This is a genomic window from Pseudomonas sp. H3_A02 (assembly GCF_054671965.1).
The window spans coordinates 1,250,300-1,264,250 of record NZ_CP162807.1 but is presented as its reverse complement, the minus strand read 5'-3'; the positions used below and the strand labels follow the sequence as shown (position 1 = coordinate 1,264,250).

The window sequence follows — 13,951 nt, the reverse complement described above, 5'->3', positions numbered from 1 at the left end:
AAACGGTGGAATCACGCCAAATGCACGCTCACCCCGGAACCGTGGCGATCCTCGTTTATGAAGGCCTGTGCGTATTCGAGTTTGGCATCGCCCTGGAGATCTTCGGCCTGCCGCGTCCGGAACTGGATGTACCGTGGTACGGCCATCAAATCGTCGCCGTCGATCCAGGACCGATGCATGCCCTGGGAGGCCTTCGAATAGCCGTCGACGCGGGGCTCGAAGCCCTGGACAGCGCGCGCACCATCATCATCCCCGGCTGGCGCAGCCACCACGAACCGCCTCCCGAAGCGCTGTTACAAGCACTGCGCCGCGCCCACGCACGCGGCGCACGCCTGCTGTCGATCTGCTCGGGGGTGTTTGCCCTGGCAGCCACCGGGCTGCTCGACGGCAAGACCGCGACCACCCATTGGCAATTCTGCGCGGAGCTGGCCGAGCGATTCCCGCTGATCAAGGTTGACCCGAATGTGCTGTATGTCGACTCCGGGCCATTGATCACCTCAGCCGGCAGCGCGGCGGGCATCGACGCCTGCCTGCACCTGATTGCCCGGGACTTCGGCACACACATCGCCAACTCAGTGGCCCGGCGCCTGGTCATGGCCCCGCAACGGACCGGTGGCCAGGCACAATTCATCGTCGCGCCTGTGAGCAAGTCGCCACGCAACGAACTGACCCGCATCCTGCAGTGGCTGCGCGAGCATCTGGATCAGCCCTTGAGCGTCGGCGACATGGCCGCCCGCGTCGCCATGAGCGAGCGCACCTTCCTGCGGCGCTTCGTCGAGACCACCGGCCTGCCGCCCAAGACCTGGCTGCAACAGGAACGCCTGAATCGGGCGCGGGCGCTGCTGGAAAGCACCGACCAGAGCACGGCCGACATCGCCCAGGCCTGCGGCTATCGGTCGGTGGAGAGTTTCCGGGCCGCGTTCCGGAACGCTATCGGCTTGCCGCCCACCGCCTATCGCGAAAGATTCGGCGGCGGCGCGCTCCGCCCGCAGCAGGCCTGGGGTTAATCCAGCAACCGATGCAGCTTGGCGTACTGCAACAGCATGATGGTCTTGCCGTCACAAATCTCCCCGGTCTCGATCATGCCCAAGGCGTGGTCGAGGGACAGCTCCAGCACTTCGATCTCTTCGCCCTCGGCTTCAAGGCCACCGCCTTCGTGCTGTCTGTCTTCGTCGAAATACTCGCCGACGAAAAAATGCACCCGCTCAGTCACCGAGCCCGGGCTCATGAAGGCTTCGAACACCTTGCGCACGTCCTGGATGATATAGCCGGTTTCCTCCTGGGTTTCCTTGCGGATGCAGGTGTGCGGGTCGTCGTTGTCCAACAGGCCGGCGCAGGTTTCTATCAACAGGTCATCGTGGCCGTTGACGAAGGCCGGGAAGCGGAATTGCCGGGTCAACACCACCGTTTGCTTGGCCTTGCTGTACAGCAGGATGGTGGCACCGTTGCCCCGGTCATAGGTCTCGCGCGTCAGTTCGCGCCATTGGCCATTGCGGCCGAGGTAGTCATAGGTGGTCTTGCGCAGCACGTACCAATCGTCCGAGAGCACTTCGACGTGCTTGATGCGTACGCGATCCTTGATGTCAATTGCCTGTGTCATTTGCCACTCCGTTCGAGGCCAAAGGTCCCATTAAAACCCTATTACAACTATGCAGGGACGCGTGGCAATGCTCGTTTGTGGGCCGTCTTGAGGTAGGCGCGTTCGATGAGCTGTCGCGCCTGGGGCAACACCTCTTCGCCCATCAGGTACGCATCGATTTCCTCGTAGCTGCAGCCATACGCCACTTCATCCAACTTGCCGGGCGCCAGGTCTTCCAGATCCGCGGTCGGTGCCTTGCGCACCAGGTACGCGGGAGCGCCCATTGCGTCGGCCAACCACCGCACCTGGGTCTTGGTCAGCCCGGACAGCGGTGCCAGGTCGCACGCGCCGTCGCCGAACTTGGTGAAAAACCCCATCACCGCCTCTGCCCCATGGTCGGTGCCCACCACCAATCCATTACTCAGATTGGCAATGGCGTATTGCGCCAGCATCCGCGCCCGAGCCTTGGCGTTGCCTTTGGCAAAGTCGGTGAGCTCGGCCGAAGGCTGCAAGCCATCGATGGCGATACTGCCCATCAGCCCGTCGACACACGCGGCGATGTTGCTGGTGGTGATCGCGTCCGGCCGGATGAAGTCCAGGGAAGCCTGGGCGTCCTGCTCATCGGCCTGGGCCTTGTACGGCAGCCGGACGGCGATAAACCGCGCGGCGTAGTCTTCACCCCGCAGTTGCTCAACCGCCAATTGGCATAGACGCCCTGCGGTGAGCGAGTCGACGCCGCCACTGATCCCCAAGACCAGGGACTGGCAACCCGACTCGCGCAAAGTCTGCTTGATGAATTCGATGCGGCGGGCAATCTCGGTGGCTACGCCACCCTGGGTGAGTTGGCGGTCGATGCCCAGTTCCCGGGCAATGCGCTCTTGTTGAAGCGTAGTCATATCAGGCTCCCAACTGTGGATTGATCAGGGCGACGTTGAACACTTGGGCGGCATACCGCAGAAACGAGGCATCCTCGCAGACGTTCTTGATCGGGTCGTCGGAGAACTTCACGACCGGCTCGCCGTGGACCCGCACCAGTTTCATGACGATGCTCAGCGGTTCGACGCCGTCGACATCGCAGGCCAGGCTGGTGCCCATGCCAAAGCCGAATCTGGCCTTGCCGCGAACATGACGCAGGATCGGCAGACACTTTTCGAAATTGAGGCCATCGGAGAACATCAGGTCCTTGGTCCGCGGGTCGATGCCCAGCTCCTGGTAGCGCCCCAGCACCTTGTCGGCCCAGACGATCGGGTCACCGGAGTCCTGGCGCAAGCCGTCGTAGAGCTTGGCAAAGTACAGGTCGAAATCCTTGAGGAAAAAGTCGGTGCTGATGCAGTCCGTCAGGGCAATACCGAGGCGGCCGCGATACTCGCGCACCCAGTTTTCCAACGCCGCGTTCTGGCTCTCGCGCAAGCGCCCGAGTTGCTGGTGCACCATCAGCCACTGGTGAGCCATTGTGCCGATCAACGGGAGATCGAATTCGTAAGCCAAGTGCGCGTTGCTGGTGCCGACAAAGACCCCAGGAAAATCGCTGCGCATCACATTCACCACCTCCCGCTGGGCCCTGAACGACAGCCGCCGCCGGGTGGAGAAGTCTGAAACGCGAAACTCGGCGAGCTCTTCACGACTGGCGTTTTTCTCCAGCCATTCGAACTTCTGGTACAGCTTACGGGTGACGTCGGCCAACTCGACTTCGGGGTATTTCTCGCGGTTGCGCAATTCGCTGACCATCGCCAACACCGGTTGCTCGAACATGATGCAGTGCAGCATCGGCCCACGGACGCGGATGTGCAGTTGGCCGTCGACTTCCGCAACGTGTATGTAGCGCAAATTGAAGCGAAACAGGCCGAGAAACTGTTCGAAGTCCGCTGTCAGGTACTCACGGAAACGCTTGTTGAACAAAAACCGCTGCTCTCCCTCGCGCAACTGCAACCCAGCGAGCTTCTCCAACTCCACACGAATGTCCGGGATCAGGTGACCGAGCCGCTCCTTGGAACGCACGATGAACTGGTATTCCACCTCGACATTCGGGTGCTGGTGCAAGACCGCCTGCATCATGGTGAAGGTGTAGTAGTCGGTATCCAGAAGGCTCTGGATGACGCCGTTGCTTGAATCGTATGCACTGTCCATGGTTCGTCCTTATGCGTTTGCCAGGCAGATGGTTTCTTCGCGAGTCGCGGCAACCGAGACGCCGGCTTGCTGCATGTCGTGAATGGCTTGAACGGCCCCTTGCTCACTGATGGCCCGGCAGGCCGGGAGGTGAATGATCACCTTGAAGCCAGCGGCGGCCAGTTGCAGCGCGGTGGTCTTGACGCAGAAATCCAGCGCCAGCCCGCCAACAATGACCTGCTCCACACCCAGGCCTTTGAGGTACTCGATCACCCCGGTGGACAGCTTGCCGTGCAGGTCGTGGTAGCAGGCGCCATACGGGTGCAAATCCGGCTCGACACCCTTCCAGACGAAATAGTCGTAGTCATAAGGGGTCGGCAGTTGATCCAGCAAGGCGAAACCTTCGGTACCAGGAACGCAGTGGCTGACCCAGGTGATGTCGGCGTGCTCGAGCCCGGTGGGCACGAACATCTGTGCGTGATCGGCGACCACCCACGGGGCCAGGGGCGTATGGGCGTCCTTGCTGCCGATACGGAGGCTGGCCAGGGACGCGATGAAATTCAGCTCACCGGCAATCTGGTCACCGCCCGGCACAGGAAGCTCATCGGGGCACAGCGGCGTGAAGCTTTTTTGCGCATCGACATCGAAGGAAGCTGTTTTCCGGGTCAAGCTGTTCATGTTGGGTTTCTCCTATTCATGGCAACGAGAGTACACAAGATGTACTTTCATGACAACCTACTTGCAGAAAATATTTTTGATGATTGTTCTTTTATTCAATGGATATGGTTAAGAGCAGAGCAGGTTTTCATCAAAAAGATTTTGCTGATAGAGTACATGTCATGTACCAAAAGAGGATAAGCCATGTTCGAGATAGCCCTTTATGGCGGTGCCTTCAATCCGCCTCACGCAGGACACGCCCAAGTGATGATCGAGGCCTCGCGCCAGGCCAGACGCGTGTTGGTGGTGCCCAGCTTCAGGCATCCCGATGGCAAGCAAATGGTCGACTATGAGGTGCGCCTGAACTGGCTGGAATCGATCGTCGAGAAGGTTCAGCCGCTGTGCTGCGCCGAAGTGCGGGCAAGCCGGGTGGAGCAGGTCGTGGCCCGTGGCGTTGAAGGCGCCCTCTACAGCTACACCCTGCTCGCCCACCTCGCCGACAGCCTGGCCCTGGACGGCAAGCGGATCGCGTTGGTGGTGGGTCGGGATGTCGCGGATCGGCTGCCGACCTTCTATCGCGGCCAGGAATTGCTGGCGCGTTTCTCCATCCTTTGCGTGGAGGAAAAGATCCACGTACGCAGCACGGTGGTTCGCGAACGACTGGCCCTGGGCAAGCCGCTTCCCAGCGACTGGATGGCACCCGGCATGAACCCGTTAAACTATGACCTTTACGCTACCCACGGAAATCGACATGCCCACTAGCACAGCCCCCGCGCGCGGTTATCTGCACACCATCGACCTCTGTGTGCTGCGCTTCTGCCGGGAGACCCAGGCGCTGGAAATCCTCCTGAACCGACGGGAAGCCGAGCCATTCGCCGGTCATTGGGCGCTGCCCGGGATCGTGGTCAATGGTGGCGTAGAAGATCTGACGCTGAACGACGCCGTGGAGCGCCTGCGCAATTCAAACAAGGTCGGCATGCCGCTGGCGTGGATCGAACAGGTCGGCACCGTCGGCGACGCGTTCCGCGATCCGCGCTGCTGGTCATCCTCGACGTTCTACCTGGCGATTGTCAGCGAGGCGGTCCAGCTCGCCGAACACCAGGGATTTTTTCCCCTCAAGGACGTCGCAGACGCCTCGATCAAACTTCCTTTCGACCACAACAGCCTGGTGGCGGCGGTCCAGGAGCGGTTGTTGTCCAAAGCCCTCTACAGCAGCCTGCCGCTGATGTTCCTGGGCCCGGAATTCAGCGCGCCGGAAGCGGTGAGCATTTTCTCCGTGGTGCTCGATCGCCCGGTGCTCAAGACCAGCATGCGCCAGCGTTTGCTGAAGATGACCGAGGCCGGTTATTTGCAGGAAACCGGTCGCAAAAAAAGCGGCGACGGCGGCCGCCCGCAACGCACGGTGGAAAATCTCAAACCGGGTAGCGTTTATCTGTTTGATCGGTGTTTTCTGGAGTAGCGCTTAGCGGGAAAGCGCAATCAGAGCCGTCTGATATTCGAGCGAGGAAGGCCAGCCGCGACCTACTCGATCACTCCAGTCCGGCAGTGAAGACCTTACCGGGGTTCATTAGCCCGGTCGGGTCCAGCGTACGTTTGATGGCACGCATCAGCTCCATCTCCAGAGGATCCTTGAAGCGGACCGCCGCGTCGGGTTTGGCTTGTCCCAGCCCATGTTCAGCACTGATGCTGCCGTTGAAAGCACGGGTCATACGGTAGATGACTTGCATGATCGCGTGTTCGCGGGCCTTGAACGAAGCGTCCGCATCGCCGACCGGCTTGCTGATGTTGTAGTGCAGATTGCCGTCGCCCATGTGGCCATAGGAAACGATGCGCACGCCCGGGAAGTCCTGTTGCAGGGCTTTGTCGGTGCGATCAATGAATTCCGGTATCCGGCTCACGGGCACGCTGATGTCGTGCTTGAGGCTCGGACCCTCATGATTCTGCGCCTCGGAAATACCTTCGCGCAGTGCCCACAGCGCCGCCGCCTGTGCCTGGTTGCTGGCAAGTACCGCATCGGTAACCCAACCCTGCTCAAAAGCATGAGCCAGGCCGTTTTCAAGCAACAGCGTCAATGGCGCATCGGGCACCGTGTCACGTAGCTCGATCAACGCGTACCAGGGATGTTTGGTTTCCAGTGGATCACTGCAACCCGCCACATGGTCCAGGACAAAGTCCAAGCTCTGGCGCGACATCATCTCGAAGCCCGTCAGGCGGTCGGCGCACAGGCTGCGAACATGGCCGATCAAGTCCACCGCCGCTTGCGGCGAAGGCAGCGCCACCCAGGCTGTCGCCGTGCTGTGGGTCGCCGGAAACAGTTTCAGCACCGCCGCCGTGATGATGCCCAGCGTGCCCTCCGAACCAATGAATAACTGCTTGAGGTCATAGCCGGTGTTGTCTTTACGCAAGCCCCGCAAGCCATTCCAGACGCGACCGTCAGGCAGCACCACTTCCAGGCCGAGGGTCAGCTCACGCATGTTGCCGTAGCGCAGCACCGCCGTGCCGCCGGCATTGGTCGCCAGGTTACCGCCCACCGTGCAGCTGCCCTGAGCCCCCAGCGACAGCGGAAACAGGCGACCGGCCTGGCTGGCGGCGTCCTGTAGCTGCTGCAATATCACCCCGGCCTCGACCGTGATGGTTTCATTGGCCAGGTCGATCTCACGGATGCGCTTCATCCGGGTCAAGGACAGCACCACCTGTCGACCGGAAGCGTCCGGGATCGAACCTCCGCACAACCCAGTGTTGCCTCCTTGAGGTACCAGCGCCACCCCAGCGTCATGGCAAAGCCGCACCACCGCCGCCACTTCCTCGGTGCTGCCAGGGCGCACCACCAACGCGGCCAAGCCTTGATAAGCGTTGCGCCAATCGGTCAGGTAGCCCTGCATGAGTTCGGGATCGCGCACCAGCCCGGCGGGACCGACCAAACGCTCGATGTTTTCGATCAACTCCTGACTCAACAGCGACGGCATCGTACCTCCTCAAGGGCGCTGGCCGATCTCGACCTGTTGCGCAGTCCAACCGGCGACTTGTTCGCTGAGCGACAGGCCAAGCCCTGGCCGGGTCGGCACGAGCATGCGTCCATCGCGGGTTTGCATGCGCTCGTTGAACAGCGGCTCCAGCCATTCGAAATGTTCCACCCAGGGCTCGCGGCTATAGGTGGCGGCTAAATGGATGTGCAGTTCCATGGCAAAGTGCGGCGCGATCATCAGCCCCGCCTGCTCGGCCAATGCCTGGACCTTGAGATAAGGGCTGATGCCACCGACACGGGGCGCGTCGGGCATCAGGTAATCGGCCGCGCGCAGCTTGATGAATTCCCAGTGCTCGGCAACGCTGGTGAGCATTTCACCGGTCGCGATCGGCGTATCGAATTGCTGGGCCAGCGCGGCATGACCTTCGGCGTCGTAGCAATCCAGCGGTTCCTCGATCCAGACCAGGTTGAGCGGCTCAAGGCGTCGGCACATGCGCTGTGCAGTGGGTCGGTCCCATTGCTGGTTGGCGTCGACCATCAAGGGGAAGTCATCCCCCAAGTGTTTGCGGATGGTGCTGACCCGGTGCAGATCCAGCGCCTGGTCAGGCTGGCCGACTTTGAGCTTGATCCCCCCGATACCCTTTTCCCGGGAGAGGTCGGTATTGATCATTAATTGTTCAAGAGGGGTGTGCAGGAAGCCACCCGACGTGTTGTAGCACTGGACAGAATCGCGATGGGCGCCAAGCAAGCGAGCCAGGGAAAGATTGGCCCGCTTGGCTTTCAAATCCCACAGGGCGACATCAAACGCACCGATCGCCTGGGTGGCCAGGCCGCTGCGCCCCACCGAGGCACCCGCCCAGCAGAGCTTGTCCCACAATTTGGAAATGTCGCTGGGGTTTTCGCCAATGAGGCTGGGGGCGACTTCCTGGGCGTGGGCAAATTGCCCCGGGCCACCGGCGCGCTTGGAATAGCTGAACCCCAGGCCACGGTGGCCGTCCCTGGTTTCGATTTCCACAAACAGAATAGCGATTTCGGTCATTGGCTTTTGCCGACCGGTCAGCACCTTGGCATCGCTGATGGGGTTGGCCAATGGCAGAAAAACCGAGGCCACGCGCACCCAGGCAATGCGATCGTCATCGGCAGAAGACAGTTGAGGCGTGTCTTGCATGGCTATGCTCCGAACGTTTGGGTTCGGCTGCTGCAACACGGGTTCGTGTTACAGCAGCAATTGCAATGGGCTAGCTGCGCATCAATTCGATAGCAGCGCTTTTCCTGTTGCGAATGACCGTCACCAGGTGCCAGGAGATGGAGGCGGCGGCCAAGATGAGAAAGCCCGCAGAGATGGGATTGGTCAGGAATCCGCCGAAGTTGCCATCGGACAGCATCAAGCCACGACGCAAGTTGGTTTCAGCCATCGGACCGAGGATGAAGCCGATGATGAACGGTGCAATCGGCAAACCGGCTTTGACGAACCCGTACCCCAGCAAGCCAAACAGCAACACCGCCCAGACGTCGAAGATTCGGCTGTTCAGGCCAAAGGCGCCGACCACACAGAGCACCAGGATAATCGGCAACAGAATGTGCTTGGGCACCGCCAGCAGTTTGATGAACATGCGCAGGCCGTAGAACTCGAGCACCAGCATCAGCACGGAAGCGAGGATCAGCGCGGCGAAAATCGTGTAGACCAGCGGTGCCTGGCTGATGAACAGCAGGGGCCCGGGCTGGATGCCGTGGATCATGAAACCGCCCAGCATCACCGCCGTGGTGGTATCGCCGGGAATGCCCAGCGTCAGCAGCGGAATCATCGCGCCACCGATGCCGGCATTGTTAGCGGTCTCGCTGGCGACCACGCCGTCGATCTTGCCTTTGCCGAATTCCTCAGGGGTTTTCGAGCGTTTCTTGGCCACGATGTAAGAGACGATATTCGACGTACCGGCACCGATGCCGGGCAAGATGCCGATACCAAGGCCAATCAGGGATGAACGAGTGGCGTTGGGCAGTTGGCCGACAAATTCCTTCATCGAAAAGCCGAAACCTTTCACGCCTTTCATGCTGACGTGCTGTGGTTTGGCCCGGTGGCTCAGGCGCGCACTCTCAGCAAACTTCAGCACTTCGGCGACGGCGAACATACCGATCATGACCGTCAGCATGGCGAAGCCGCCATTGAGGCTCGGCAGGTCAAAGGTAAAGCGCCGAATGGCCTCGACCGGTGCGATCCCCACCGTGGAGAAGGCAAAGCCCAGGGCACCGGCAAACAAGCCTTTGACCAGCGAGCCGGTGGACAGCGTAGCGATCAATGTCAGCGAAAAAATCGCGATGGAAAAGTATTCGTGCGGGCCAAAGCTCAGGGCCAGTTCCGCCAGGATCGGGGCGATGAACATCAACGCCGCGATACTGAAAATCGTGCCGAGAAACGAGAACACCACGCCAATCCCAAGGGCCTTGACGCCATGGCCTTGTTTCATCAGCGGCCAACCATCGAACGTCGTCGCGATGGAGGCCGGCGTTCCCGGTATGTTGAGCAATATCGCCGATATCAGCCCTCCCGAGGTGGCGCCGACGAACAGTGCCACCAGCAACGCCAGGCCAGGACCTGGCCCCATCGAGTAGGTCAGCGGCAAGCACAATGCGATCGCCATGGTAGCCGAGAGCCCGGGCACCGCACCAAAAACGATCCCCACCGCAACGCCGAGGGTGATAAGGAGAAAAACGTAGGGTGTAAGTACGGCCGCGAAGCCTGTTTGCATGAGTTCAATCATGGCCGTCCCCTAGAAATCCAATAAACCGACAGGCAGGAGCAAGTCGAAGCCATGGCGAAAAATGTAAAAAATCAGAACTGCCGAAACGACCGCTATCAACGCGTATTGAAGATGCTTGACCTTTTGTTCCGCGGGGGTCAGTACGATGAACTGGGCATAGAGATACAGCACCGTCATGATCACGAAACCCACGGTCTCCAGCAGCGCTGTAAAAAGCAGCACCAATGCCAGGGATTTGAAGACCGTTGGATAATCGATCGACTCGGGCTTTTCCGCCGGTTCAGGGCTTTTGTCCGGCAGCTTTCGCCACGCCCATAATTGCAACGCGCCCAACAGGCACAACGCGATGGCGAGCAGCCAGGGTACAAACGCGGCATCGACGAAACCGCGACGCGGCAGGTTCATGGTCAACACCAGATAAGCTACACCGGCTCCGAGCATGGCCAGGCCGGCAATCAGCTCTTTTCTTTTATAGGAATCCATACAGGCTCCTCTTGCTGGGAAGGACTGGTTGTCGGGCGCTGGCCAGCGTGGCGCGCCCCCGAACCGTTACGCAAAATTATTTCGCTTTACGCATCTCGTCCTTGAACTCCATGAAGCTGTCGCGGGTTTTATTCAATGTAGCGATGGCTTCTTCGGGGCCCTGGAAGCTGACCGGCTGCTTGAAGGACTTCTTCAGTTCCTCGGCATATTCCGGCTCTTCGGTGATTTTCTTCATGGTGTCGGCCATTTTCTTGACGATGGCCGGGTCCGTACCTTTCGGGAAGGCAACGACGTAAGGCTTGTCCAGGATCAGGTCCACGCCTTGTTCCTTGAAGGTCTTGACGTCGCCCAGCAGCGCGTTGCGCTCAGCGTTGGGCTGGCCCAGGGCGGTCATCTTGCCGCTGGAAATGTAATCCTGGACCGAGCCATAGCTGATGGCGCCGAGGTCGATGCGCTTGCCCAGCAAGGCAACGATTTTTTCGGACACCGTGCCGCTGTCGACCATTTTCAGTTTCACGCCAGCGAGCTTCTCGAACATCAGGCCCTGCAGATGAGAGAAGTTGCCCATCTCGGTGCCGTAGGTGATGGTGCCGGGCTTGGCCTTGGCTTTTTCAATCAGTTGGTCGAGGCTGTCGATGCCCGAGCTTTTCGCCGAGACGAACACCGCGCCTTTGTCGACGCCGGCGATGCAGGAGATATCAAACGCATCAAAGCGGTCCTCCGACAGTCCCGCGACTTCGTTGACGATCAACTGGCCGGTGTGAGTGAACAGGATGGTATTGCCATCCGGCGCCGCGCTCTTGACCGCATCGGCGGCAATCGTCCCGCCCCCACCGGCCATATTGGTCACCACCATGGATTTGCCGGTGAGCTTGGTGAAGTACTTGGCCATCATTCGTGCGTTGAAATCCGTGTCACCGCCGGCGTTGGCAATCACCACCACCTGCACCGGACGGCTTGGCCAATCGCTGGCGTCGGCGGCCATCGCCGTGCCAGCGGTCAAGCTCAGGAAGGAGGCGATCAAAGAGGCGCAGAGTGTTTTCTTCATTATTGTTCTCCAGGTGCTGCCATTCATTGTGGGGTTGAAATTGAGCAAAAAACGAGCACGCCCAGCGCTAACGCCTGGTGAGGCAGGCGCGCAGGCCTGAACGCTGGGATCGGGAAATTGGATTGCACTTGCGAGCCCGCACGGGGCTTTCGGGAAAGAGGGAAAGATAGCTGGCGTCCCGCGATAACGCGTGGGGACGGTAACCTACAAACTCGCTGGGCGGTAAATGTAGAAGACATGACTGCGCCTTTCGTTTTTATTATTTTCTTGGTCATACGTTGTCGTATGACTTGATCTCATCACCTATGCCCCATGTTGTCAACGCGGTTGTTCAGCGGCTCGCTGTGAATACGACGAACAGGGCTGGCGGCCAAGACGCAATTGAATCGTTGTTCCTGGCCTGAGCCGGCACAAAACTTTACTGTCAGCCATAAAAAACCCCCTGAATTCAGGGGGTTGGTTTTCTGTGAGGGTTTTCGGGTCCACGCCGACAGGCTGGCTCCCTTGCCTGCGCTACAGCCTTACTCAACCGTTACCGATTTAGCCAAATTACGCGGCTGGTCCACATCAGTCCCCTTGAGCACCGCGACGTAGTACGACAGCAGTTGCAACGGAATGGTGTAGAGGATCGGCGACAGGATGTCGTGGATGTGCGGCATGTGCACCACGTGGGTACCTTCGCCATTGGTCATGCCGGCCTTTTCGTCGGCAAAGACAATCAACTGACCGCCCCGGGCGCGGACTTCCTGCAGGTTGGACTTGAGCTTTTCCAGCAGCTCGTTGTTTGGCGCGACGGTGACCACCGGCATGTCGTTATCCACCAGCGCCAGCGGGCCGTGCTTGAGTTCACCGGCCGGGTAGGCCTCGGCGTGGATGTAGGAAATTTCCTTGAGTTTCAAGGCCCCTTCCATCGCCACCGGGAATTGCGCGCCACGGCCCAGGAACAGGGTGTGATTCTTCTCGGCGAATAGCTCGGCGATCTTTTCCACAGTGCTGTCCATGGCCAAGGCTTCACCCAGGCGGGCCGGCAGGCGACGCAGTTCTTCCACCAGCTTGGCCTCGACGCCTTCACCCAGGGTGCCGCGAACTTGGCCCAGGGACAAGGTCAGCAACAACAGGCCCACCAACTGGGTGGTGAACGCCTTGGTCGACGCCACGCCGATTTCACGGCCGGCCTGGGTCAGCAGGGTCAGGTCGGACTCACGCACCAGCGAGCTAATGCCGACGTTGCAGATCGCCAAGCTGGCGAGGAAGCCCAGTTCCTTGGCGTTGCGCAGGGCGGCCAGGGTATCGGCGGTTTCGCCGGACTGGGAAATGGTCACGAACAACGAGTCGGGTTGCACGACCACTTTGCGATAGCGGAACTCGCTGGCCACTTCGACCTGGCACGGGATACCGGCCAGCTCTTCCAGCCAGTAACGGGCGACCATGCCAGCGTGATAACTGGTGCCGCAGGCCACGATCTGCACGTTGCGGACCTTGGCGAACAACTCGGCCGCCTGTGGACCGAACGCCTGGACCAAGACCTGGCTCTGGCTCATGCGGCCTTCCAGGGTACGTTGCACCACGGCCGGTTGTTCGTGGATTTCCTTGAGCATGAAGTGGCGGAACTCGCCTTTGTCGGCGGCTTCGGCACCGTCGCGGTACTGGACGGTCTCACGCTCTACGCTTTTGCCATCGAGATCCCAGATCTGCACGCTGTCGCGGCGGATCTCGGCGATGTCGCCTTCTTCCAGGTACATGAAACGGTCGGTGACCTGACGCAGCGCCAACTGATCGGAAGCCAGGAAGTTTTCCCCCAGACCCAGGCCGATCACCAATGGGCTGCCACTGCGGGCTGCGACCAGGCGATCGGGTTGTTTCGCGCTGATGACCGCCAGGCCATAGGCACCGTGCAGCTCCTTGACGGTGGCCTTGAGGGCGACGGTCAGGTCCACCAGGTCCTTGAGCTTGTGGTTGAGCAGGTGGACGATGACTTCAGTGTCGGTGTCCGAAGTGAACACATAACCGAGCGCCTTGAGCTGTTCACGCAGGGCTTCATGGTTTTCGATGATGCCGTTGTGCACCACCGCCAGGTCGCCAGAGAAATGCGGGTGAGCGTTACGCTCGCACGGCGCGCCATGGGTGGCCCAACGGGTGTGGGCGATGCCCAGACGACCGAGCAGCGGTTCGGCGTCCAGCGCCTGCTCCAGCTCGCTGACCTTGCCCGGGCGACGCATGCGCTCGAGCTTCTCGTCGTTGGTGTACACCGCCACACCGGCGCTGTCGTAGCCGCGGTATTCCAGGCGCTTGAGGCCTTCGAGCAAGATTGCTGTGATGTTGCGTTCAGCAACGGCGCCGACAATTCCACACAT

The 13,951-nt window shown here is 60.4% G+C and carries 13 protein-coding genes; 3 read left to right on the top strand and 10 right to left on the bottom strand.

Annotated features, from left to right (window positions below):
* Nucleotides 1-20: 20 nt before the first annotated feature.
* Complete coding sequence (gene ftrA / locus AB4N80_RS05390; protein ID WP_122567664.1) at nucleotides 21-1,007, top strand: transcriptional regulator FtrA; 987 nt, start codon at nucleotides 21-23, stop codon at nucleotides 1,005-1,007.
* Here ftrA and nudK read toward each other — a convergent pair.
* Genes nudK through AB4N80_RS05370 form a run of 4 tightly spaced genes read right to left on the bottom strand, consistent with a single transcriptional unit; the run spans nucleotide 1,004 to nucleotide 4,363 of the window.
* Complete coding sequence (nudK, locus tag AB4N80_RS05385) at nucleotides 1,004-1,600, bottom strand: GDP-mannose pyrophosphatase NudK (protein WP_122567665.1); 597 nt, start codon at nucleotides 1,598-1,600, stop codon at nucleotides 1,004-1,006. The genes ftrA and nudK overlap by 4 nt on opposite strands.
* A gap of 47 nt (nucleotides 1,601-1,647) precedes the next feature.
* Nucleotides 1,648-2,475 (bottom strand): ammonia-dependent NAD(+) synthetase, encoded by an 828-nt coding sequence (gene nadE / locus AB4N80_RS05380; RefSeq protein WP_122567666.1) that lies wholly within the window; start codon nucleotides 2,473-2,475, stop codon nucleotides 1,648-1,650.
* Nucleotide 2,476: 1 nt separating this feature from the next.
* The gene (gene pncB / locus AB4N80_RS05375) at nucleotides 2,477-3,706 is read right to left on the bottom strand and encodes a nicotinate phosphoribosyltransferase (RefSeq protein WP_460081021.1); all 1,230 of its coding nucleotides are present in this window, start codon (nucleotides 3,704-3,706) and stop codon (nucleotides 2,477-2,479) included.
* Nucleotides 3,707-3,715: 9 nt separating this feature from the next.
* On the bottom strand, nucleotides 3,716-4,363 hold the full coding sequence (locus tag AB4N80_RS05370) for a nicotinamidase (RefSeq protein WP_305491401.1): 648 nt from the start codon (nucleotides 4,361-4,363) through the stop codon (nucleotides 3,716-3,718).
* A 183-nt stretch (nucleotides 4,364-4,546) separates the two neighbouring features.
* Between AB4N80_RS05370 and AB4N80_RS05365 the strand changes: the two genes are divergently transcribed.
* Nucleotides 4,547-5,104 (top strand): adenylyltransferase/cytidyltransferase family protein, encoded by a 558-nt coding sequence (locus AB4N80_RS05365; protein ID WP_460081018.1) that lies wholly within the window; start codon nucleotides 4,547-4,549, stop codon nucleotides 5,102-5,104.
* On the top strand, nucleotides 5,094-5,801 hold the full coding sequence (locus tag AB4N80_RS05360; RefSeq protein ID WP_122567670.1) for an NUDIX hydrolase: 708 nt from the start codon (nucleotides 5,094-5,096) through the stop codon (nucleotides 5,799-5,801). Before AB4N80_RS05365 ends, AB4N80_RS05360 begins: the two co-directional genes overlap by 11 nt.
* Nucleotides 5,802-5,871: 70 nt before the next feature.
* On the opposite strand, the gene AB4N80_RS05355 is transcribed toward AB4N80_RS05360, so the two are convergent.
* The 6 genes from AB4N80_RS05355 to glmS all read right to left on the bottom strand — a co-directional run bounded on the left by AB4N80_RS05355 (nucleotide 5,872) and on the right by glmS (nucleotide 13,951).
* A complete protein-coding gene (locus tag AB4N80_RS05355) occupies nucleotides 5,872-7,308 on the bottom strand; it encodes an FAD-binding oxidoreductase (RefSeq protein WP_460081015.1) in 1,437 nt (478 codons plus the stop codon).
* A gap of 9 nt (nucleotides 7,309-7,317) precedes the next feature.
* On the bottom strand, nucleotides 7,318-8,475 hold the full coding sequence (locus tag AB4N80_RS05350; RefSeq protein WP_122567672.1) for an L-talarate/galactarate dehydratase: 1,158 nt from the start codon (nucleotides 8,473-8,475) through the stop codon (nucleotides 7,318-7,320).
* A gap of 70 nt (nucleotides 8,476-8,545) precedes the next feature.
* Nucleotides 8,546-10,066, bottom strand: a complete 1,521-nt coding sequence (locus AB4N80_RS05345) for a tripartite tricarboxylate transporter permease (RefSeq protein WP_014340981.1) — start codon at nucleotides 10,064-10,066, stop codon at nucleotides 8,546-8,548.
* Between the two features lie 9 nt (nucleotides 10,067-10,075).
* A complete protein-coding gene (locus tag AB4N80_RS05340; RefSeq protein WP_122567673.1) occupies nucleotides 10,076-10,549 on the bottom strand; it encodes a tripartite tricarboxylate transporter TctB family protein in 474 nt (157 codons plus the stop codon).
* A gap of 76 nt (nucleotides 10,550-10,625) precedes the next feature.
* Nucleotides 10,626-11,597 carry a tripartite tricarboxylate transporter substrate binding protein gene (locus AB4N80_RS05335; protein ID WP_122567674.1) on the bottom strand — a complete coding sequence of 324 codons (972 nt, stop codon included), beginning with the start codon at nucleotides 11,595-11,597 and terminating at the stop codon, nucleotides 10,626-10,628.
* Between the two features lie 521 nt (nucleotides 11,598-12,118).
* On the bottom strand, nucleotides 12,119-13,951 hold the full coding sequence (gene glmS, locus AB4N80_RS05330; RefSeq protein WP_122567675.1) for a glutamine--fructose-6-phosphate transaminase (isomerizing): 1,833 nt from the start codon (nucleotides 13,949-13,951) through the stop codon (nucleotides 12,119-12,121).

Excerpts from the sequence above, each read along its gene's own strand:
- AB4N80_RS05365 (WP_460081018.1), top strand. The coding sequence starts at position 4,547 with ATGTTCGAGATAGCCCTTTATGGCGGTGCCTTCAATCCGCCTCACGCA.
- nudK (WP_122567665.1), bottom strand. The coding sequence starts at position 1,600 with ATGACACAGGCAATTGACATCAAGGATCGCGTACGCATCAAGCACGTC.
- AB4N80_RS05350 (WP_122567672.1), bottom strand. The coding sequence starts at position 8,475 with ATGCAAGACACGCCTCAACTGTCTTCTGCCGATGACGATCGCATTGCC.
- AB4N80_RS05370 (WP_305491401.1), bottom strand. The coding sequence starts at position 4,363 with ATGAACAGCTTGACCCGGAAAACAGCTTCCTTCGATGTCGATGCGCAA.
- nadE (WP_122567666.1), bottom strand. The coding sequence starts at position 2,475 with ATGACTACGCTTCAACAAGAGCGCATTGCCCGGGAACTGGGCATCGAC.
- glmS (WP_122567675.1), bottom strand. The coding sequence starts at position 13,951 with ATGTGTGGAATTGTCGGCGCCGTTGCTGAACGCAACATCACAGCAATC.
- AB4N80_RS05345 (WP_014340981.1), bottom strand. The coding sequence starts at position 10,066 with ATGATTGAACTCATGCAAACAGGCTTCGCGGCCGTACTTACACCCTAC.
- AB4N80_RS05355 (WP_460081015.1), bottom strand. The coding sequence starts at position 7,308 with ATGCCGTCGCTGTTGAGTCAGGAGTTGATCGAAAACATCGAGCGTTTG.
- pncB (WP_460081021.1), bottom strand. The coding sequence starts at position 3,706 with ATGGACAGTGCATACGATTCAAGCAACGGCGTCATCCAGAGCCTTCTG.
- AB4N80_RS05360 (WP_122567670.1), top strand. The coding sequence starts at position 5,094 with ATGCCCACTAGCACAGCCCCCGCGCGCGGTTATCTGCACACCATCGAC.
- AB4N80_RS05340 (WP_122567673.1), bottom strand. The coding sequence starts at position 10,549 with ATGGATTCCTATAAAAGAAAAGAGCTGATTGCCGGCCTGGCCATGCTC.
- AB4N80_RS05335 (WP_122567674.1), bottom strand. The coding sequence starts at position 11,597 with ATGAAGAAAACACTCTGCGCCTCTTTGATCGCCTCCTTCCTGAGCTTG.
- ftrA (WP_122567664.1), top strand. The coding sequence starts at position 21 with ATGCACGCTCACCCCGGAACCGTGGCGATCCTCGTTTATGAAGGCCTG.